Below are 20,575 nucleotides of genomic sequence, written 5' to 3' on the forward strand. Positions count from 1 at the left end.
CGCTAAGCCTTCCCCCCTCCCGCGCACGGGAGGCAGGCGCCGCCGCCCGCCCCCCCCCCCCCCCCCCCCCCCCCCCCCCCCCCCCCGCACCCGCGCCGTCTGCGCCCACCGGCGGTCACGAACGCCGGCCACTACCCGAGAATCGATGACACCATGGCCGACGGTCGGATCCACGCGACCTTTCCCGGACCCCGCACCGGACCGGCCGGCGCTCGGCCCGACGGCCACGGCCGTCGAAGCCTGATCCGCGCCCTGCCCGCCGCGCTCCTCGTATTCGGCGCCTGCGGCCTCCTCACCGTGCTCGCGGGCGCCGAAGCCACCGGGGGCGGATACCTCGACACCCGAAGCCCCTCCGCACAGGCCGAGAGACTCCTACAGGACCAGTACGGCGCGGGCAGCCCCAACCTGGAACTGATCGTCAGCACCCCTGACGACGTGGCAGACCCCCAGACCGCGGCCGCGGGCCGCCGACTCACCGAACGTGTTGCCGCCGGCGCCGACGTCGTCTATGCCCAGTCCTGGTGGACCCTCAACGACCCCAGGCTTCTGGCCGGCAGCCGACGCGAGGCACTCGTCGCGGTACGGATCAGCGGCGATGACAAGCACGTCAGCGACCGCGCCGTGCAACTCGCCCACGAGTTCGGCGGCCGTCAGGAGGACAGGCTCGCCGTCACCGCGACCGGCTGGGCGCTGAACAACCGTGCCCTGGAGGAACGCAGCAGAGCCGAACTTCCCGTCACCGAAATGCTCGGCTTCCCCCTGGTCGCCGGTGTGCTGCTCTGGGCCTTCGGCTCCCTGACAGCCGCCGCCCTGCCCCTGGTCATCGCCGCCCTGGCGATCGCCGGAGCCCAGGGCGTCCTCCTGCTCCTGCAACAGGTCAGCCCAGTCTCGGCTTTCGCCCCCAACCTCGTCGTGGCGCTCGGCCTGGGCCTCTCGGTCGACTACTGCATGATCATGGTCAACCGCTTCCGGGAGGAACTCGCCCTGAGCCAGGACCCCCAGGCCGCAGTCCTTACCACCACCCGCATCGCCGGCCGCACCGTCATCATGTCGGCCGGCACCGTGGCCCTGTGCCTGAGCGTTCTGATCCTCTTCCCCATGCCGATGCTGCGCTCGCTGGGCGTGGCCGCCGCCTGCGTGACGGTCCTCGCCGGGCTGAGCGCCGTCCTCGTCCTGCCACGCCTGCTCTCCAGGCTGGGACTGGTCCTGGACCGGGGGAGCCTGCGGTGGGCACGGCACCGTAACACCGACGATGCCGTGGCCCGCTGGTGGGGCCGTCAGGCCGGCCGGGTGGTTCGCCGGCCGACAGCCGTCCTGCTCGCCTGCGCGGGCGTCCTGCTGCTACTGGCCGCGCCGTTCGCCCGTGTCCACTGGGGCTACATCGACGACCGGTGGCTGCCCCCGGGCGCCCCGCAGCGCACCGTCGCCGACCACCTGCGTCAGAACTTCCCCAACGTCGGAACGGCCACACCACTGGTCCTGCTGCCCGAGGTGCCGGCACACTCCGCACAGGCGGCCCATTACGCCGCCGAGGCATCCCGCACCGCCGGCGTCCTGACCGTCGTAGGCCCGGAGGGGCTCTTCGTCCACGGCTTGCGCTACGCCTCCGCCCCCGCTGGCGCCACCGTGCGCAGTACCGGCACCGGCACCTGGTTCGCCATCACCACCGAACTCCCCGTGGACTCCGACCAGGCCGCGGAACTGGTGCGCTCGCTGCGCACCTGGCACTCCCCTCCGGGTCCGGTGATGGTGGCTGGCGACTGCGCCGCGCTGGCGGACACCCGCTCCTCGATGGCCACCCTGACCCTGCGGGCCGCACTCGCGGTGGGTGCCATCAGCGCTGTGCTCATGGTGCTGTTCACCCGCAGCGCCGTCATCGCACTCAAAGCGCTGGTGGTGAACCTGTGCAGTCTGACCGCGTCCTTCGGCGCGATGGTGTTCCTCTTCCAAGAGGGCCACTACGCGGCACTGTTCGGCTCGGCTCCCCCCGGCACCACCAACCCGCTCCTGCCACCGCTGATCTTCTGCATCGCCTTCGGCGTCAGCATGGACTACGAGATCTTCGTGGTGGCACGCATCCGCGACGCATACCTGCGCCACGGTGACAACCGCCGCGCCATCGTCGAAGGCGTCCAGCACACGGGCCGCCTCATCACCACCTCCGCCGCCGTACTCATCACCGCCCTCGTGCCACTCGCCGCATCGTCGGTCGCGGTGATGCAACTCATCGGTGTCGTACTGGTGGTGAGTGTCCTGGTGGACGCCACCATCGTCCGCTGCCTTCTGGTACCGGCAGCCATGACCCTGCTGGGGCGGTGGAACTGGTGGCACCCCCGTCGGACGCAGGGGCAGCGCCCCGACCGACATCAACCGCAGCCCCCCGCCCTGACCATCACCGAGCCCTGAGCTTGTCCTACCTTCCAAGCGCGGGGATCCGTGCCACGGCGCTGGCCACCGCCGCCTCGCCCGCGACCGCGAAACCCTCCCCACCCGCTCCGAATCCGTGATCCACCTAGTAGGGGTCTGTCCAGCGACTGGCTCTGGCTCACTTTCGGTGGTGACGGAAGGTCATGGCAAAAGTGCCTGGTCAAACCACTCGCGTGCCCCAGGCCGCCCTCCCTGTCTGCGGCGCGCCCAAGAGTCGAGTCGCCGGCTCCCAGCGTGAACCGGGTGGATCACTGCAGGTAGCGGAAATTACCGAACGTCACCACCGAAAGTGAGCGAGAGCCGGTCACCGTACAGACCCCCTCGGCGGTTGGCAGGGCCTGCCCCTCTGACCGCCCCACCTCCCCTTTGGCGACCGGTCGGGAGCACCCCCAGTCGGCCGGCAGGCATCGAACCATCAAGTCCTGGAGTGAAGTTGACGCAGGTCACGCCTCCTGCGCCACAGTGCCAGGCCGTACGCGGGCCTCTGGAGACCGTGCGATGGCCTGATCGGCGGTTCCGTGTCCTGAGCCGGCGTGCTACCCGGTCAGCGCCGCTTGCAGGGGGGCCAGTAGGGAGAGGTCGTCGGTGGTGACGGTGAGGTGGGTGGCGCCGGCGGACCGCCAGGCGACGGCGAGGGAGCGCCAGGTGTCCGGGCGGCCGGAGGCGGGCTGCGCCCACCGAAAAGCCCAGGCCGGGGACCAATCCCGACCTGGCCTTCGGTGTCTTCGGTGTGCTGTCAGCGGCGGGTGGTCATCGAGATCCGGGCGAGGACGGCGGTCGCCTGTGCCGGGTTGGCGCGGAGCCAGGCAGCCAGGTGCTCTCGGACGGCCTCGGTCACGCAGGCGCGGACGGGCCCGTTGCCCAGTCGGTCGCGGGTGGCCCCCTCGAACTCGGGGCGATCGAGCTTCACCGACACGACCGCCGTCAGGCCCGCGCCGAGCTGGGCGGGGGTGAGGTCGGGGTCGGACGGGGTGAGCAGCTGTTGCTCGCGGGCGTAGGCGTTGACCGCGGCCGCCAGGCCGTCGCGGAAGCCGAGCTCGTGCGTGCCGCCGCCGGTGGTCGGCCGGCTGTTGGCGTAACTTGCGACCCGCTCCTCGCGGGTGTCGCACCAGCGGAAAGCCACCTCGACAGTTCCCTCCATTTCGGAGTACTCGCGCTCGAGACCGATCACGTCCGGGTGGAGGGGGGCGCTCTGCTCCGCGATGTGGTCCCTCGGTCCGCCCGGGAACCGGAAGCGGACGGCCCGGGGCGCCGCGGGGTCGCGGTCATCGGTCAGGGTGATGTCCAAGTCCCGGTTCAGGAAGGACATTTCCCTGAAGCGCTCGGCCAGTGCGTCGAACGAGAACTCCAGTGTCTCGAAGATCTCGGCATCGGGCCGGAAGGTGATCGCGGTCCCGCTGTCGTCGGCCGGGCCGGTGCGGGTAGGCGTCGCGACAGCTACGCCTCGCTCGTACTCCAACACCCAGCGGGCGCCGTCGCGCCGCACCTCGGCCGTCAGACGGCCCGACAGCGCGTTGACGACGGCCAGTCCCACGCCGAAGTAGCCGCCGAGCAGCGAGCGCCGGTTGGCAGGCTGTGCCCCGCAGCAGAGCACGGCCAACCGGCTCTCCAGCGCAGGGCCGTCGCTGTGGCCGGCGTGCCCGACCGGGAGGCCCGTGCCGTCGTCGGCGACGCGGACGCCACCGTCGGCGGTGAGGGCGATCTCGACACGGCTGGCGGTGCCGCCGAGGATCTCGTCCATCGCCCGCTCGGCGACCTCGAACACCAGGTAGTGCAGGCCGCGTTCACCGACCGATCCGATGTACATCCCCGGCCGCTTCCGAACGGCCTCCAGGCCCTCGATAACCACGATCGCGCTGGCGTCGTACGCCTTGCATTCCTCGCTCATGATGCCCCCTCCGAGGGTGTCCGACAGAGCTCCCCAGCCTACGAGATTCCGAGAAAACACCAGGTCAAAGCCACTTTGGCGAGGCCGCGGACGGGCCCCTGAGGGGCAATCGCGAGCGCCCGGCCGGGATGGGTGCGCACTGCCGCCGCAATCCGGCCGCGGCCCTCCGAGGGGCGTCTGCGGCACTGTTCCGGGCGGCTGCGGGGCCACGAGTTTCAGGAATTTTCACGTCGCCCCGGTGCGGTCGTGGATGACGCCCGAACCGTCCGGCTCCGCGGCCATTCGGGCCCGCAGAGCCGGACGGCCCGACTGATGAGTGGGCCGTTCCAGCTGTCCGGATTCCTGGCGCCGGACGTGGAGGCACGACGTTTTCGCATGCGATTGAGTCCGCGGCCTCGGGTGGCGTCGGGCGTGTGTTGCGAGGCGATCAGCCGAGCCCCAGGGCGTCGGCTGCCCTTGGTCGTCGACGGTGGTCCGGGTGCCGTCGCCGCGATCCGGCTGGTCCCGGTGGCGCTGACCCCGGCGTGCAACATCTCCCGCTGTCATGACGGGACGCCGAGATGGTGTCAGCGGCCTGTCGTACAGTCGCCATCTGTGACAACGACCCTGATGACGTACGCGGGCACCACCGAGCCCGACGCGCCGACCACCCGTACCGGCGGCGTGCCGCTGGCCCCGGCCGGGACTACCTGGCCGCAGTGCGCCACCTGCGACGGACCGATGCAGTTCCTGGCCCAGGTACTCCTGGACGACCTTGGCCGCCACGCGGGCCAGGGCACCGCCGAGGGACGGGGCACGCTCGCCCTGTTCATGTGCCAGAACGATCCGGGCATGTGCGAGGAGTGGGATCCGCAGGCGGGCGGCAACCGCGCGCTGATCTTCCCCGCAGCCGCGCTCCAGCCGATCCCGGTGCACACGCTGGACGAGGACGACGACCAGGAGCCGGTCCCCCTCGGCTCGGTGAGCGCCGTCACGTACGAGACTCCGTCCACGACAGCGGACTACAGCCAGGCCTGCAACGAGTGGGCGAGCCGGCCGGGCCGGACTCCTCTGGACGTCCTCGGCCAACTCGGCGGGCAGCCCGCCTGGCTGCAGAACGACGAGACCCCTGCCTGCCCCACCTGCGCACGGCAGATGAGGCTCGTCGTCCAGCTCGAGGAAGGACGGGACCACGCCACAGCGATGAACTTCGGCGGTCGCGGCGAGGCCTACGCCTTCGCGTGCGAGCCCTGCACACAAGCCGTGTTCCTGTGGCAATGCTGACAGCAGCAACCCTCCGCCCCCGCCCAGAGAGCCGAACCGCGCTGGAGCAGCTACGCACGCTGCTCGGGGAACCCTCGTGCTGGGGCTGGGCCAGACCCGCGATCTGGGATGCCAGCGAGCGGTACCTCGGTTTCCGGCTGCCGGCCGACTTCAAGGCGTTCCTCGACCTGTACGGCCCCGGCTCGGTGGACGGTTACCTGACAATCGACCGGCCGATGGACACCACACCGGCCGAGTTGGAGCGCCACTGGGGACCTCCACCCGAGCGTCCAGCCTGGTACGGCGAGATCGCCGAGGGCTACTGGGAGGTGGACGAGTCCGATGCCCGATCAGGCGTGCTACTGCTATGGGGAAGCGACGAGCACGGCAGCCGGTACTTCTTCCGCGCGGTCGAGGACGATCCCACTGAGTGGCGGATCATCATCAGCAGTGATGAGGGCGAGTGGTTCGAGACCGCCGGAACGTTCACCGAGTTCCTGGTCCGCTGCTTCCACCGGATCGACCGCCCCGACTTCATGGACTCCAGCTGGCCTCGGCCGGGTGCACGCTACGAGGTCCGCGGGTGAGCCCTCGCTCAACGGCCTGGCCGGGCCGCTGCGGAGTCTCGACGAACTACCTGAGCAGCGCTCTGCGGACCAGGACGAGGGCGACCAGCCGGGTCTCACCATGGCCCGTGGCGCCTACGCCGTCGATCCCGAACCATTCGGTGCCCCGTACGTCGTCCCGAGCGCCCCCGCCCCCGACGCGGTTCTGGCCAGCACGGACCAGGACCGCACCACCGCCCAGGCCACACACTGGTCCGACCGCAGCTGCCCGGCCCATCAGGACAGCGACGGCGACCTCCGCGCCAGCGCCGGGTGGCTCCTGGAGCCTGCCGGCTGCCGACCCGACCCGACCCGACCCGACCGGGCCGTCGCCGACGGCGTGCGCTGCCCGGAACGCCGGACTCTCACCGTCACCGCTCATGGGGCAGCCAGGGCTGCCGGGTTCGACCAGGAGCTCGCCGACCTCACCGCCCGGGTCGCAACTGCGACCGGAATCGTCCTCCAGCCCGAGCCGACGCGCGTCGGCCTGCGGGTCACCGGCCCCTGACCTCCCGCTGGTCTCGGCCACTCCTCGGCTGCTTGTCGCCTCCGCCACAAGCCGGTCCGGGTGGCTGAGCTGGCTGAGCTGGCTGAGCTGGCTGAGCGCACATTGCCCACCGTTCGGGCTGCTCAATCGGTCCGGACGTCCATCTCGCAGGGCCTGAGGCATTTCGACCAGTGCTCGACCTTCCCCAACACGCGCCGACGACAAGACGGTTCACGGCATCAAGGGTCTATTGGCCCGCCCAGTCCGCACTGCCGTGCACCTGGCCTCCGACCACCAAAAGGCCCACGGGGAGCTGCGGTTGTGGACGGGAGGTGCCGACCTCGCCGCGATCCTGGCGGAGCACGAGGCAACAACCGAGGCCCGAGGGCTTCGGGCGTTGTGGACGACCAGTTCGCCACTGGCGAGCAGCTGCCCGATCACCTGCTCGTCCAGGGCGTCCGACTGCAACTCCGCTGGCGGAACGGCCTCGACAACCCCGGCCGAGACGGTCCTTCCTTGATCTGGAGCTGACCGTTCCTCTTCACAGACTCCGCTACGCCGCGCACGGAGTTGCCTGAGCTGCTCCTCCAGCTCGCGGGCGGACCGGGCGCGTTGCGCTGTCTCGACGAATAGTGCGTGTCGCAAGCACCGCGTTCCCACCAGGGGCCGTCGCGCCTCCCATGCTGGGGCGGATGCCGCCCCGCGTGGGCGGGTGGAGCTCGATGAGCTGGACGGAGACTGCTGATGAGTGTGATGGAACGCGTAGACGAGAAGGTCCTGGCGGTGGAGGGGGACGACGAGTCGGACGTCTACCCGGACGACCGGGAGTGGGTGAACGCCTGCATCCAGCGCATCCGCGGCGAACTCGCGCCCAAGGAGACGGCGGTGAAGGAGATTCCGCTGCCCCCACAGCTCAACGGGTTGAAGCTGCACATCAAGCGAGAGGCCGACCAGCCGTCCGGTAGCCACAAGCACCGGCTCGCGGCGGCGTTGCTCACCCACGCCCTGGCCAGCGGCCGGCTGGCGGAAGGCCGCCCCGTGGTGGAGGCGTCCAGCGGCTCGACGGCCATCTCCGAGGCGTGGTACTGCCAAAAGCTCGGCATCGACTTCTACGCGGTCGTGCCGAAGACCACGGCCCCGGAGAAGCAGAAGAAGATCGAGGAGTACGGCGGCACCGTGGTCCCGGTGTCGGGTGACATCGTCGAGTACGCCCACCGGGTGGCGAAGCGCTATGACGGCCACTTCATGGACCAGTTCACGTACGCGGAGCGGTCCTACGACTGGCGTGGCGAACACAGTCTCGCGGCGGAACTGCTGAAGGGCCTACCGAACCTGGACTGGTTCACCATGGGCGCGGGCACCGGCGGCACGACGACCTCGGTGGCCCGCTACGCCCGGTACACCGCCAAGAAGCTCCGGGTGTGCGTGCCCGACCCGGAGCACTCCGCGTACTTCGACGGCTGGTACTGGAAGGACCCCGCAGTGACCGACCAGGGCTCGCACATCGAGGGCATCGGCCGGCCCAGGGTCGAGGCCTCGTTCGTGCCGACCACGGTCAACCGCATGATCCGCGTCGCCGACGCGGCGTCGGTCGCCACCATGCGCTACCTCTCCGACCGGACGGAATGGGGCATCCACGCCGGGCCCTCGACCGGAACCGGCGTGTTCAGCGCGATCCAGATCCTGCTCGGCATGAACGACGGCCCCCAACTCGGAAGCGTCGCCACCGTGATGTGCGATCCGGGCGACCGCTACACGAACGAGTACTACAACGACGCCTGGCTGGCGGATCAGAAGATCGTCTACAAGCCCTGGTACACCACCATCAAGGACTTCTTCGAGAACGGCGTCTGGGCCCCGCCCACCTCCGTTCCCCCCACGCCTCGCCCCACGACGGCCTTGTGGAACATGTGACGCCTACGCGCCGACAAGATGGCCCCGGAACGGCGGTGGAGCCGTTCCGGGGCCCGTTCACGGATTCCCGGCGGGATCGTGACCGGCTCGGCCGCCGGTGTCCGGGAAGGGCAGGCAGGCGCCGGGACGCCGTTCGGGGCGTGGATCTCGGAGCCCTGGGGCCGATGCGGCGCGGGCGGCCCACTGGCGGCGCCCGAGGGCAATCTGCGTCGCGGCAGGATTCTCGCGCCACGGCCGGGCCGCCGGCTCCCTTCACCAGCGGGACCACCGCGCGGACCGCCGGCGACGGGGAGCCCGAGCTGACTGACAGTCATGATTCCGGGACGCGGAGGCCGGTAGGCCTTTACGGTGAGCAGGCGACACCTCACAAGCGGTGCTCTGTTCGGGGACTTTGACCAGATCCGGGGGGATCATGGCGTACTTCGTGGAACTGCCCGTCGGCTCGGTGAGCGAGGGACAGGACGTGGTCCGGGTGGAGATCGAGCAGGTCGGGGAAGGGCTGGTGCAGGTCGCCCGGCCCGGACAGGTGGTGGCTCGGGCGACACGCTCGCTCGGGGACATGCTGGCCGGCGTGCGTCCGGTCGCACAGAACTTCATCGAGGGGTTCCGGGGCCTGGCGCACGCCCCGGACGAGATCAGCATCGAGTTCGGCCTGTCCTTGTCGGCCGAGGCCGACGTGGTGATCTCCAGTACCGCCGCGGAGGCCAACTTCAAGGTCTCGCTCACCTGGAACCGGCAGACCCCCGAGGCATCGGCGCCTCCGGCGGCTTCGGACCCGGCCTAGTGTCCGCGTCCCGGGCCGACGCCGTCGACGGGGCCGGGCCCGATGCGCTGGCCTCCGCCGTCGTACGCATCCACGACCGTCGAGGCGTCCCGGTCGGCCTCGGCTTCCTGGTGACCGCCGATCGGATACTGACGTGTGCGCACGTGGTGTCCGCCGCGCTCGGCCTCCCTCCGGGAGCCGAGCCGGACGCCGACGCCCGCGTCGACGTCGACCTCCCGCTGCTCAGCGACCCGCTCACCGACCCGCTCACCGCAGCTGACGGCACAGGCGGTACAGGCGGTACGCGCGTTCCCACGACGGTTGAACGGTGGGCGCCCGCCCACCCGCACGGCGCCGGGGACGTGGCCGTGCTGCACCTGTCCGCTCCGCTTCCGGGCGCCCGGCCGATCCGCATGGTGGAGTCCTCCGACGTCTGGGGACACACGGTGCGGGCGTACGGCCTGCCGAGCGGCCGCCCGGGCGGTGTCTGGCACTCCGGTGTACTGAGGGCCCGACAGGCCAACGGGTGGATCCAGGCCGACCTGGCCGCCAACGGCTACCGGGTCTCCCCGGGGTTCAGCGGCGGCCCGGTGTGGGACGAACAGCTCGACGGTGTCGTCGGCATGATGGCGGTGGCGGAGACCGGAGACCCTCCATCCGGCTACTTGATCCCTGCCGAGGGCCTCGCCTCCGTATGGCCGGAGCTTCGCGAACTGGCACTGCCGCCGTCACCGTTTCGAAGTCTGCGCCCGCTTCAGGAATCCGACGCCCCGGTCTTCCACGGCCGTCGGGCGGAGACGGCAGAAGTCACCGCCCTGGTCGCCCGGGAACGGTGGACCACCCTCGTCGGTCCCTCCGGTTCGGGCAAGTCCTCCCTCGCGATGGCCGGCGTCATACCCCGCCTGCACTCCCAGGGCATGACCGCCGTGGTGGTCCGGCCCAACGCCGGCGCGACCCCGCTGTCCGCGCTCGCCGCCGCGCTGTCTCCGCTGCTGGAACCGGATCTGACCGAACTGGAACGCCTAGAACGCCTTCCGGCGCTCACCGGCCTTCTGCGCGCCCAGGGGCTCGGAGATCTCGCAGCTCTCCTGCTGGCCCGCCTCGGCACCGATCAACTGATCGTCTTGGTGGACCAGTTCGAGGAGATGCTCACCGGGACCGACCTGGCGGCTGTCGATGAGTTGGCGGCCGTGCTGTTCGGCCCGTCGCTTCCCCGGACCGTGCACGTGCTCACCACGCTCCGGGCCGACTACCTGGAGACCGCGCTGGCCCATCCGAGTCTTGGCCGGGCCTGCCGCCGACAGGTCTACGCGCTGGGGCCGATGACCGGTGACCAGCTCCGGGAGATCGTCACCGCACCGGTGGCAGCGATTCCGTCGGTGCGCTACGAGGCCCACCTGGTGGACCGCATCCTGACCGATGCGGGCGGTGAGGCGGGTGCCCTGCCGCTCCTCGGCTTCACCCTCGACCTGCTGTGGAAGCGTCAGGCGGCCGGGGTTCTCAGCCACCGCGCGTACGAGGAGATCGGTCACGTCAGCGGAGCTCTCGGAGAGTACGCCGAGCAAGCCTGGGACAGACATGTCTCCGCCGGGGAGGAGCCGGCCGCCCGCCGGCTCTTCACCCGCCTCGTCCGCGTCCCCCTCGGCGCACCCGGTGCCACCCGCCGGACCGTTCCCCGCCAGGAGCTCGCCGAGGACGAATGGCACATCGCCCAACGTCTGGCCGGCACCCGGCTCCTGGTCATCGATCACAGTGCCGAGGGCGTCGAGACCGTTGAGCTGGCCCACGAGGCCCTGATCACCGCCTGGTCCCGGCTGCGCGACTGGGTCGGCGAGGACCGCGCGTTCCTGGAGTGGCGGGAGTCCGTCCGGCACGACCGCCAGCGCTGGGACCACGCCGGTCAACCCGCTGACCTGCTCCCCACCGGGCCCACCCTCGCCACCGCCCGCACCTGGCAGCGCGAGCGCGGTGCCGAGCTGTCCGAAGCCGAACGCACCTACCTCGAACTCGCAAGGCGGCACCACCGGGCCCGCGGCCGTCGGCGCCGTACCTTCCGGACCGCCCTCGTCGCGGTGATCACCGTCTCCCTCGCCCTGGGCGTCCTGTTCGCCACGGCCCGCCGCGATGCCGCGGAGCGCCAGGCCGACTCCGACTCCCGCGCCCTCGTCCAGGCCTCCCAGGACGACATGACCTACGACCCGGTACGGGCCGTGATGATGGCCCTCGCCGCGTACCGGACGAAGCCCACGCCGGAGGCCCGGAACCAGCTGATGCGGCAGTACCTCCTCCGGGCCGGCGCGGACTCCCTGTTCTCGGGCATGTCCGGAACCGGCGGGACGTTCAGCACCAGCCGGGACGGTGACGTCGTCCTCTCCCGCGACGCCATGGCCCACGTCGTCCTGTTCGTCCGCGGCCGGGACGGCACCGTCCACAGCCGGCCGGTCCCGGCCGGGTACGCCTTCTACCTGATGGTCTCCCCGGACGGACGCCGCGCCGGATTCGTGACCGACGACGGGGCGGGAGGCTGGTTCGACGTCGACAAGGAGAGCACCACGCCCATCGGCCAGGTTCACCAGCTGCCCCGAGTGGACGGGGTGCTGCAGATCTCCGCGGCTCCTGCCGACGCGACCGCGATGTCACCCGACGGGCGCTACATCGCGGTTCCGACCCGCGACAGCCTGGTCTGGTGGGATCTGGAGGCGGGGGCGGTCGCCGGCCGCGTTGCCGCACCTCAGGACATGGGAAGCGGGCTGTGGTTCGGCTCCGACGGGCATTCCCTGCTGGTGAAGACCAGCAACGGTGGTACCGGACTGGCCTCCGTGGACATGGCCGGCGGTGCCGCGCGGAACGTGGTGGTGCCTGCTGATCACCAAGGGATCCTGCCCTCCGGGGACCGGGCCACCGTCGCCGTCGTCCGGACCCACGAACCCGGACAGGGCAGCGGCACGAAGAGCACCGTACGACTGATCCGGGTGTCCGACGGATCCGTGGTGGGAAAACCGTACGAAACCACGGAGACGATCGCCCCGGCGACCGAACTGATCGCGGCGAGCGCCGACGGCCACCGGATCGTGATCAACGAAGCCGCCAAACTGACGCTCCTGGACCTCGACCGGGGAAAAGCCGTCGCGTTGGTGGACGAACCGGGCCACCTGTACGAGCACGCATCCGTTCTCCTCTCCACCGGCGGGAAGGAGTATCTCGTCGGTCAGGGACGGAGCTCCATCTCCTACACCGAGATCCCCGCGGGCGAGGAGGACACGGCCGTGGCCGACACCGTCCACCTCAGCCGGGACGGCAGGAAGATCACCATCCGCCTGACGGGCGGCTCCGACCTCGAACTCCGCGAGCCCGGGCTCGACGTCGGAAGGCTCCTGACCAGAACAGCCCTGCCACAGCCCGCCTGGAAGGGCAAAGGCGACCGCCTCCTGTCCAACCGGGACGACACGCTCATCGCGCTCCGGGACGGCCCGAACACCGTCTCCGTCCGTGACGCGTCCACCCTACGAGCGGTCGCCCGCATCGCCGCGGCACCATCCCAGGTCGACTCGGCAGCCGAGGACTTCAGCTACTTCTTCGACGGGGACGACCGCCTGGTGACGGTCTCCGGCACCCAGATCCAGCAGTGGGAGGCCAGAACCGGCGTCCGGTTGGCGCAGTTCGACGCGGCCGCGTTCCATCCCCCGGCCGACAAGCACGGCACGCCACAGATGTACGTCGGCCCGCACTGGCAGGAGGGAAAGCTGACCGTGGTCGTGCACGACGACCCCGTGATCCGTGTCGTCGACATCGGCACCGGCCACACCGTAGCGTCGCTGAACCCGGGCATCACCGACCTGATCGCGGCCCGGTTCGACGAGAGCGGCCGCTACCTGGCCGTTCTCCGCAGGAACAGCGTCGTCGAACTGTGGCGGCCCGACCCCCTGCAGAGGGAAATCGGCCCCCTCCCCACCACCAGCACACCGGGCCAGAACTCGGCCATAACCCGATTCGTCGACGCCCAGGGTCGTTTCATGATCGCGGCCAACAACGCCATCCGGATCTACCAGGTCGGCGGCCCACCTTCCGTGGACTCCTACGACTTCCGCAACGTGACCGACAACAGTCTGCAGGAGCCGCTCACGTTCCTGGACGCCACCAACGACGGAAAGACCCTCCTCATCCGCACCGAGAACGACTACGTCCACCGGATCGTCCTCGACCCCGACGCTTGGCAGCGAGACCTGTGCCGCATCATCGGCTACCGCTCCTTCACCGCCGATGAACGACGCACCCTGCCAGTCCGGGTACCCGACCGTCCCCTCTGCCTTCCCCCCAAGCCCTGAAGCCGCGGACGGCACCGGATTCGACGCCGACTGCGCGGTGAACGCGCAGATCCGGGCTTCCGCCCGCAACGGATAGACGTGGTGTCGCACTTGTCACCCTCCCGACCGCCCGCGGCCTCACTCCGGCTGCGGGCGGTGGTTGTGGAACAGGACGATCCCCTCCACCAGCCCCTTCTCCACCACCGCCGGGGTGGCGCGCAGCCACTGGAGTGCTTCCGCGCTGGTCGGGGTGTCGACGACCAGCTTGTAGAAGGACAGGTAGCCCGCCACACGTTCCAGGAGCACGCTGTCGGGGATCGGGATCCCCGCCCCGAAGGCGTCGAGGGGGTCCCGGTTGGCGGCACGGTAGCTGTCCATCATGTGGAACTCGCCGGCGAGTCGACTGCGCTCGGGCGTGAGCCGGTCCCCGGGGATCGTCTTCAGGATCGCGGAGAGCTTCCCCTGGCTCTTGCTGTAGCCGTCGCCCATGGCGAGTTTGAGCGCCGCGGCCGCCTCTTCGCCGAACGCGCGCAACTCGGTGGAGATCTTCCGCTGCGCCATCGTCTGCGGCTTCTCCTGGGACTTGAAACGGCCGGTGACCGAGTCGAGCGCGTGCTGCATCTCGTGGGTCACGGTCGCGGCGAATTCCCGCAGTTCGAGCGGAGAGGCGTCGTCCTTGGGCGGGGTGATCCTCAGCGCGCCGCCCTCTCCCTCGTTGCTGAGCGCGAACAACGCGCGCGCACTCTTGATGTCCGTCTGCTCGTCGATCTCGATGGTGATGGCGGACTCCTCCAGGGCCTTGAACAACTCCTTGTAGGGGACGCTGAATCGGACACCTTCCTGCTCGCCGGACGCCTGGTGGAGCAGGTCCGCGAAACGGTCCGGCGAGAGGTGCTGCCGTGACCAGTCGGCCTTGGCGTAGGTGATGGCGCGCTGCACGACCGGCGCACCGGGGCGGGCGGCTGGTGCGTCCCCCGTCCTCCGCTGGGCGGGGACAGCGCCGCTCAGCACCCGGGTCGCGTTGGCTTCGGCCTCCCGCTCGAAGCGGTCGGACGGGGAGGAGACCTTCAGGCCGTCGCCGTTGTCGGTGCCCGCGACGGGGCCTTGGCGCTGTTGCACGACGTGCGTCAGCTCGTGGGCGAGGGTGTGCCGGTCCATGCCGCCGTCGCCGATGACCACGTGGTTGCCCGAGGTGTAGGCGCGGGCGCCGACCTCAGCGGCAGAGGCTCGGGCGGCCTGGCCGGTGTGGATGCGGACGTCGGAGAAGTCGGCGCCGATCCGGGCTTCCATCTCGGTGCGGGTGGCGTCGTCCAGCGGCCTGCCGCCCGTGCTCAGGACGTCGTGGACGGTGGACCGCTGTACTGGTGCGCCCGCCCCGACGGCGGCCTGCGGGTGACCGCACCCCGCACCGTGCTGGTGCCTGGACCGCTCGATCACGCGCGAGACCGCGGCGTTGCCGATGCCGCGCTGCAAGGCGAGGGCCGTCTGCGCAGACCCGCCCCCGAGGCTCAGCCCCAGCCCGTCGGCCGCCGGAGCGGCCTTGCGCGGCAGGTCGCGGCGCCGGTGCGGCTCCGACGGCTTGCCGGGGTCTTTCGCGTGCATGGGAACCCCTCCAGAGGCGCGACAGGTGTTCCCTCTGACATATCCGGCCGGACTGTCGTCGCGCAGCACAACGGACGATCAGGCACCGTTCTGTGCTCCAAAGGGCACGGGAGAGGGCCGGGGCGCGCACCCGCGCGTGGGAGCGCCGACCTGCGAGCAGCGCCGGCGCTTGGCAACCCTGTCGGTTTCACCGTTCGACGGTGATGTCACTTCGACGACGAGCACGGTCTGGTCCGGGAGGAGCGCTCCCTCCGTCTTCGCCGGCTCGGCGGGCACGACGGCCAGGTCACGATGCGTCGGTGTGACACGGGCGTCCCGCGCCCGGCCGGCGGCCGTGTTCAGGGAGCCACGCTCAGGGGGCCGCTCAGGGAGCCGTGTTCAGGGAGCCGTGTTCAGGGGGCCGTGTTCAGGGGGCCGTGTTCAGGGGGCCGCGAACAGCCGGGGGAAGCCCGGGGCCAGCCACGGCCTGCGGCCCCAGGCGAGCACCTTGCCCCGGGCGAGGGCGCCGGTGGCGGTGTAGCGGCCCAGCGCGATGAGGAAGAACGCCACCGGCCCGGTGAGGATCGTGCAGTCCGGGCGGCGCGGCGGCTCCTGGCTCACCACGGCGACACCGTCCGTGAAGGTCACCGCGAACCCGTCCAGACCGCGCACCCGCAGCCGGTAGCAGGCGCTGTGGCCCGCCGCGGCGCGCGCGTCCAGCACCCGGGGCATCGCCGTCCGCAGGAAGGGCATCGTCAGCCCCACGCGGTGCCGGTCGATCGGGTGCGGCCGCCCGAGAGCGAGGGCGATGTCGTAGAGGTGGCCCAGCATGTGGGTCAGCAGGTAGGCGCCGAGGGTGTCCAGGTCCATCGGGCCGAGCGGGGTCAGCACCGGCTCGGTGCCGGCACGCGAGCCGGCCGCCGCCGTGAACTCCCGTGCCTGCCGGGCGATCTCCCCGCCGAGCACGGTCAGGTCCCGCTCCGGCCGCCTGGCCAGCGAGGCCGCGTTCGCGGCAGCCAGCGAACCCGGAGTGCCGTCCCCGTACGGCCGTTCCTCGCCGGCGGCCAAATCGGCCATCAGCTCGTTGGCCATCGCCAGGTGGGCGGCGGCCTCGCCGACCGTCCACTCGGCGCCGGGTATCGGGGTGTCACCGCGACCGCCGGCGAGCAGGGCGACGGCCTCGTCGCCGACGGCGGTGACGGCTTCGAAGAGCGCGGTGCGCGCGGCACCGGGGACGTGCTCGGGGAGCGGGAGGGTCATGCTGGTGAAGACTGGCCGACCCCCGCACCGCTGTCCAGACCCGCGGCACGGTCCGGGCGGGCCCCTGACCATCGCGGCCCGCCCGGACGACGAGAGCCGGTCAGCCCGCTATCGGGCCCGCAGACCCCTACACGCGGCTGAAGCCGTGGCTGCGCTCCACTTTCGCCACGTGCAGCGTGTAGTTCTGGTACCACTCGGCTTGCCCGCGCTTCTGCGCCGCGCGGTGCTCGACGTTGCTCCGCCACTCCGTGAGGGCGTCGGCGTCGCGGAAGTACCCGACGGTGATGCCCAGACCGCCAGGGGTCTGGGCGTGGTCCATCCCCAGGTACCCGGGGACGTCCTTCACCAGGTCTTCCATGCGTGCGCTGGTCTCGCTGTAACCGTTCTGGTCCTGGGTTCGCACCGTCGTGAAGACGGCCAGGTAGTAGGGGGGTTCATAGGCCTCGACGGGCACGACAGGTGCTTCGGGGTGATCACTCATGGCGCCACCGTAAGGCGGGATGCGCCGAACGATCCAGCTCTTTCCTGAACGGCGACGCGCATGACGTCCTCGTCCCGGTGTCAGCTCCCGGGGGTGGCGGCGGGGGCGAAGGCGAGGGCGGTGTTGTGGCCGCCGAATCCGGCCGAGGTGCTCAGTGCGAGGTGGAGGCGCTGGCGGCGGGGGCCGCCGTGGACCAGGTCGATCGCGCCGGTGTCCCGGTCGGGGACGGCGAACCCCGCGGTGGCGGGGACGAGTTGGTGCTGCACGGTGAGCACCGTCAGGGCGGCTTCGATGGCACCGGCGGCGCCCATCGTGTGGCCGAGCGCGCCCTTGGCGGAGGTGACGGACGGGGGGCGCCGGGCGAAGAGCCGGACGATCAGGCGGGCCTCCGCGGAGTCGTTGAGCGGGGTGCTCGTGCCGTGGGCGTTGACGTGGTCGACGTCGTCGGGGCAGGAGCCGGCCTCGGCGAGGGCCAGCCGGACGGCCGCTTCGAGTCCGCGGGCTTCCGGGTGCGGTGCGACGGGGTGGTAGGCGTCGGCGGCGGTTCCGGTGCCGACCAGCAGGGCTCTGGGCGCGGCCTGCCGCGACGTCGCGTCCGGCCGGCGTTCCAGGACGAGGAAGCCCGCTCCCTCGCCGATGACGAAGCCGTCGCGGTCCGCGTCGAACGGGCGGGAGGCGCGGACGGGGTCGGTGTTGCGGGAGAGGGCCTTCATCCGGGCGAATCCGGCGACGCAGACCGGAGTGATCATGGCGTCGGTGCCGCCGGCCAGGGCGATGTCGCAGGCTCCGGTGTGGAGCAGCAGGGCTGCGGTGTGGATGGCGGCGGCCCCGGAGGCGCAGGCGGTGGCGGTGTGCAGCACCGGGCCCGTCGTGCCGAGCTCGATGGCGAGTTGAGCTGCTGCCATGTTCGGCAGGAAGGCGGGGAGCGCCAGTGCGGACACGGCGGAGGGGCCCAGGGTGCGGAGTCGTTCCGCCGCGTGTTCGTAGCTGCCGACTCCTCCGGCGGCGGAGCCGAGGACCAGGGCGACCCGGGCGCCGTCCCAGCGCGCGGGTTCGAGGCCCGCGTCGGCGACGGCCTCCCGCGCGGCGGCGATGGCGAAGCGGGTGGCGCGGTCCAGCCGCCAGGGCTGGCGACCGCCGACCAGCGCGGCGGAGTCGCCGGGGACCCGGCAGGAGAGAACGACGGGGAGCCCGGCGAGCGCCGGGTCGGGTGCTGCCGTGCTGCGGGCGTCGAGGACGCCTCGCCAGGTCGGCTCCGCCCCGTGACCGGCCGGGGTGGCCAGGCCGATCCCGGTGACGGCGAGCGGTGGGCGGGACGCGGTCATGCGGCCGGGCCGGGCGGCTGCTCGGGGTCGACAAACAGGTCGGGCTCGACGGACGCGACGGGCTCGACGGGCCGGACGGGCTGCGCGAGCAGGGCGTGGATGCGGCCGACGAGCTGGCCCACCGTCACGTCGGCGGCGGAGTCGAGGTCGTCGTCCAGGGCGACGCCCCAGTGGTCCTGGAGGGTGACGACGAGTTCGATCCGGGCGAGGGAGTCGAGGTCGAGGTCGTCGAGGGCGGCGTCGTCGCCGATCGTGTCGGAGGGGGTGTCGAACTTCTCGGTGAGCAGGGTGACCAGGTGCTCGCGGACGGGGTTCACGGTGGGCTGACCTCCTCGTGGTCGTGGTCGTGGTCGTGGCCGTGGTGCGGGGGCCGGGGTTCCGGGGCGGCCGTCCGTACGGGTGCGTCCGGCCACAGCAGGGTGGCGGAGGCCCAGGTGAGACCGCCGCCGAAGGCGGTGAGCAGGGTCGGGGCGCCCGGGCGGCAGGCCCCTCGGGCGGCGGCGTCGGCGAGGGCGAGCGGTACGGAGGCGCCCGCCGTGTTGCCGACGTCGCGGATGTTGCCGAAGCGGTGCCGTGGCGGGATGCCGAGGCGGTCGGCGACGGCGTCCAGGATCCGCTGGTTGGCCTGGTGCCCGATGAAGGCCTGGACTTCGCGGGCCTGCCAGCCGGTCGCGACCAGGGCGGCCCCGGCGGAGGCGGCCATCCGGCGTACGGCGTGGGCGTAGACCTGGCGCCCGCGCATCCGGAAGTAGCGGTCATCGCGCCCGGGGGCTTCGGTGGCGGGGAGTCGGGAGCCGCCTGCGGCCACGGTGATCAGGTCGCTCTCGCCGCCGTCGCTGCCCCAGTCGGTCTCCAGCAGGGCACCGGGTTCGGTGGTGTCCCCGGGGCGGAGCACCACTGCGGCGGCGGCGTCGCCGAAGAGCGGTGCGGTGTCGCGGTCGAAGGGGTCGACGATGGCCGAGTACTTCTCGGCCGCGACCACCAGGGGGGTGCGGCAGGCGCCGCTGCGGAGCAGGGCGGAGGCCGTGGCCAGGCCGTAGAGGAAGCCCGAGCAGACGGCCGCGAGGTCGAACGCGGGGACCGGTCCGAGGCCGAGGCGGTGGGCGACCTCCGGTGCGGTGGCCGGGCAGGGGCGGTCCGGCGTGGTGGTGGCCAGCAGGAGCAGGTCCGGGCGCAGGCCCGGGGAGCCGGTGGAGTCGATCGCGGCGCGCGCGGCGGCCGTGGCCAGGTCCCCGGTGCTGACGCCGGGTCCGGCCAGCCGCCGGCGGTGGATGCCGGTCCGGCCGGTGATCCACTCGTCGGTGGTGTCCAGGCCGCCCCGGGCGATGACCTGGGTGTTGGTCACCTCCCGGGGCGGGAGGCTGGATCCGAGGCCGGCGATCACCGCCGTGGCACGGCGACCGGGGGCGGAGGCGAGGGTGGGGGCGGGGACGGGGGGTGGGGAGGTCATGCCGCGGCGAACGGGGAGGGCGGCTTGGGGGTGCCCGCAAGGCCGCCGTCGGGGACCGAGAGGCCGCCGTCCAGGGCGATCGCCTGCCCGGTGAGGAAGGCGGAGGCGGGCGAGGCCAGGAACAGCGCCGCCGCGGCGACCTCCTCCAGTTCGGCCCAGCGCCCCATCGGCACGTGGGCCAGCAGCCAGTCGGTGAGCGCGGCGTTGGTGTGGACGGCGGCCGTCATGTCGGTGCGCACCCAGCCGGGGCACAGCGCGTTGACCCGGATCCCGCTGCGGGCCCAGCCGACCGCGAGGCTGCGGGCGAGGGAGACCTGGGCGGCCTTGGTCGCGGCGTAGACCTCCATCATGGGCGTGCCGACCAGACCCGCGACCGAGGACATCAGCACCAGGCTGGCGCCGTCCGACTGCGCCAGGTACGGGTGGGCGTGCCGGCAGATCGCGGCGGTGGCGTTGAGGTTGACCGCGACCACCTCGTCCCAGACGTGCTGCGGGAGGTGCTGCAGCGGTGCGAGGAGTGTGCTGCCGTCGGGGTTGGTGGGCAGGATGCCGGCGTTGTGGACGACGATGTCGAGGCCACCCAGCGCCTGGGCGGCCTGGTCGACGATGGCGGCCTGCCCGGTGTCGGCGAGGTCGCCGGGCACCAGGACGGGGGTGCCCCCGTAGCGGGCCACCTGGTCGGCGGTGTGCTTCAGCGCGGGCCCGGTGCGGGCGGAGAGGGCGAGCCGGGCCCCGGCCTGGGCGAGCGCGACGGCGACGGCCTGGCCGATGCCGCGCGAGGAGCCGGTCACCAGGGCGCGGCGGCCGTCGAGGCGGAAGCGGTTGAGGATGGTCATGGGGGTGTTCCT

The 20,575-nt window shown here is 71.8% G+C and carries 15 protein-coding genes and 1 pseudogene; 7 read left to right on the top strand and 9 right to left on the bottom strand.

What is annotated here, in order from left to right; genetic code table 11:
- Positions 1-153 precede the first annotated feature (153 nt).
- On the top strand, positions 154-2,406 hold the full coding sequence (locus AC07BF_RS22110) for an MMPL family transporter (RefSeq protein WP_478333800.1): 2,253 nt from the start codon (positions 154-156) through the stop codon (positions 2,404-2,406).
- A 757-nt stretch (positions 2,407-3,163) separates the two neighbouring features.
- Here the strand turns inward: AC07BF_RS22110 and AC07BF_RS22115 are convergent.
- Positions 3,164-4,315, bottom strand: coding sequence for a DNA gyrase subunit B (locus AC07BF_RS22115; RefSeq protein WP_400988968.1), 1,152 nt, complete (start codon positions 4,313-4,315; stop codon positions 3,164-3,166).
- Positions 4,316-4,909: 594 nt separating this feature from the next.
- Between AC07BF_RS22115 and AC07BF_RS22120 the strand changes: the two genes are divergently transcribed.
- From AC07BF_RS22120 to AC07BF_RS22145, 6 genes are all read left to right on the top strand, one after another.
- The gene (locus tag AC07BF_RS22120; protein ID WP_363581153.1) at positions 4,910-5,578 is read left to right on the top strand and encodes a DUF1963 domain-containing protein; all 669 of its coding nucleotides are present in this window, start codon (positions 4,910-4,912) and stop codon (positions 5,576-5,578) included.
- Positions 5,572-6,144: an SMI1/KNR4 family protein gene (locus AC07BF_RS22125; protein ID WP_363581151.1), complete on the top strand. Its 573-nt coding sequence runs from the start codon at positions 5,572-5,574 to the stop codon at positions 6,142-6,144. The genes AC07BF_RS22120 and AC07BF_RS22125 overlap by 7 nt, the downstream gene beginning before the upstream one ends.
- A complete protein-coding gene (locus AC07BF_RS22130) occupies positions 6,119-6,670 on the top strand; it encodes a hypothetical protein (RefSeq protein WP_478333801.1) in 552 nt (183 codons plus the stop codon). Before AC07BF_RS22125 ends, AC07BF_RS22130 begins: the two co-directional genes overlap by 26 nt.
- 723 nt (positions 6,671-7,393) lie before the next feature.
- Positions 7,394-8,563 (top strand): PLP-dependent cysteine synthase family protein, encoded by a 1,170-nt coding sequence (locus AC07BF_RS22135; protein ID WP_363581149.1) that lies wholly within the window; start codon positions 7,394-7,396, stop codon positions 8,561-8,563.
- Positions 8,564-8,975: 412 nt separating this feature from the next.
- Complete coding sequence (locus tag AC07BF_RS22140; protein ID WP_400988960.1) at positions 8,976-9,347, top strand: CU044_2847 family protein; 372 nt, start codon at positions 8,976-8,978, stop codon at positions 9,345-9,347.
- Positions 9,347-13,651, top strand: coding sequence for an nSTAND1 domain-containing NTPase (locus tag AC07BF_RS22145; RefSeq protein ID WP_400988957.1), 4,305 nt, complete (start codon positions 9,347-9,349; stop codon positions 13,649-13,651). Before AC07BF_RS22140 ends, AC07BF_RS22145 begins: the two co-directional genes overlap by 1 nt.
- A gap of 117 nt (positions 13,652-13,768) precedes the next feature.
- Here AC07BF_RS22145 and AC07BF_RS22150 read toward each other — a convergent pair whose 3' ends face one another.
- From AC07BF_RS22150 to AC07BF_RS22185, 8 genes and pseudogenes are all read right to left on the bottom strand, one after another.
- The gene (locus tag AC07BF_RS22150) at positions 13,769-15,232 is read right to left on the bottom strand and encodes an eCIS core domain-containing protein (protein WP_400988955.1); all 1,464 of its coding nucleotides are present in this window, start codon (positions 15,230-15,232) and stop codon (positions 13,769-13,771) included.
- Positions 15,233-15,370: 138 nt separating this feature from the next.
- Positions 15,371-15,520 (bottom strand): annotated as a pseudogene (locus AC07BF_RS22155) (Uma2 family endonuclease); the annotation flags it as partial.
- Positions 15,521-15,652: 132 nt separating this feature from the next.
- Positions 15,653-16,471, bottom strand: coding sequence for a maleylpyruvate isomerase family mycothiol-dependent enzyme (locus AC07BF_RS22160; protein WP_400988953.1), 819 nt, complete (start codon positions 16,469-16,471; stop codon positions 15,653-15,655).
- Between the two features lie 127 nt (positions 16,472-16,598).
- A complete protein-coding gene (locus tag AC07BF_RS22165; protein ID WP_363581139.1) occupies positions 16,599-16,952 on the bottom strand; it encodes an antibiotic biosynthesis monooxygenase family protein in 354 nt (117 codons plus the stop codon).
- Between the two features lie 80 nt (positions 16,953-17,032).
- Positions 17,033-18,277 (bottom strand): beta-ketoacyl-[acyl-carrier-protein] synthase family protein, encoded by a 1,245-nt coding sequence (locus AC07BF_RS22170; RefSeq protein ID WP_400988951.1) that lies wholly within the window; start codon positions 18,275-18,277, stop codon positions 17,033-17,035.
- The gene (locus tag AC07BF_RS22175; RefSeq protein WP_363630896.1) at positions 18,274-18,594 is read right to left on the bottom strand and encodes a phosphopantetheine-binding protein; all 321 of its coding nucleotides are present in this window, start codon (positions 18,592-18,594) and stop codon (positions 18,274-18,276) included. The genes AC07BF_RS22170 and AC07BF_RS22175 overlap by 4 nt, the downstream gene beginning before the upstream one ends.
- Positions 18,591-19,727 carry a beta-ketoacyl-ACP synthase 3 gene (locus AC07BF_RS22180; RefSeq protein ID WP_363581133.1) on the bottom strand — a complete coding sequence of 379 codons (1,137 nt, stop codon included), beginning with the start codon at positions 19,725-19,727 and terminating at the stop codon, positions 18,591-18,593. Before AC07BF_RS22180 ends, AC07BF_RS22175 begins: the two co-directional genes overlap by 4 nt.
- Positions 19,724-20,563 carry an SDR family NAD(P)-dependent oxidoreductase gene (locus tag AC07BF_RS22185; RefSeq protein ID WP_363630894.1) on the bottom strand — a complete coding sequence of 280 codons (840 nt, stop codon included), beginning with the start codon at positions 20,561-20,563 and terminating at the stop codon, positions 19,724-19,726. Before AC07BF_RS22185 ends, AC07BF_RS22180 begins: the two co-directional genes overlap by 4 nt.
- Positions 20,564-20,575: the final 12 nt, after the last annotated feature.

This window comes from Kitasatospora sp. NPDC043950 (genome assembly GCF_056435345.1).

Excerpts from the sequence above, each read along its gene's own strand:
- AC07BF_RS22170 (WP_400988951.1), bottom strand. The coding sequence starts at position 18,277 with ATGACCGCGTCCCGCCCACCGCTCGCCGTCACCGGGATCGGCCTGGCC.
- AC07BF_RS22160 (WP_400988953.1), bottom strand. The coding sequence starts at position 16,471 with ATGACCCTCCCGCTCCCCGAGCACGTCCCCGGTGCCGCGCGCACCGCG.
- AC07BF_RS22180 (WP_363581133.1), bottom strand. The coding sequence starts at position 19,727 with ATGACCTCCCCACCCCCCGTCCCCGCCCCCACCCTCGCCTCCGCCCCC.
- AC07BF_RS22185 (WP_363630894.1), bottom strand. The coding sequence starts at position 20,563 with ATGACCATCCTCAACCGCTTCCGCCTCGACGGCCGCCGCGCCCTGGTG.
- AC07BF_RS22140 (WP_400988960.1), top strand. The coding sequence starts at position 8,976 with ATGGCGTACTTCGTGGAACTGCCCGTCGGCTCGGTGAGCGAGGGACAG.
- AC07BF_RS22150 (WP_400988955.1), bottom strand. The coding sequence starts at position 15,232 with ATGCACGCGAAAGACCCCGGCAAGCCGTCGGAGCCGCACCGGCGCCGC.
- AC07BF_RS22135 (WP_363581149.1), top strand. The coding sequence starts at position 7,394 with ATGAGTGTGATGGAACGCGTAGACGAGAAGGTCCTGGCGGTGGAGGGG.
- AC07BF_RS22110 (WP_478333800.1), top strand. The coding sequence starts at position 154 with ATGGCCGACGGTCGGATCCACGCGACCTTTCCCGGACCCCGCACCGGA.
- AC07BF_RS22165 (WP_363581139.1), bottom strand. The coding sequence starts at position 16,952 with ATGAGTGATCACCCCGAAGCACCTGTCGTGCCCGTCGAGGCCTATGAA.
- AC07BF_RS22125 (WP_363581151.1), top strand. The coding sequence starts at position 5,572 with ATGCTGACAGCAGCAACCCTCCGCCCCCGCCCAGAGAGCCGAACCGCG.
- AC07BF_RS22115 (WP_400988968.1), bottom strand. The coding sequence starts at position 4,315 with ATGAGCGAGGAATGCAAGGCGTACGACGCCAGCGCGATCGTGGTTATC.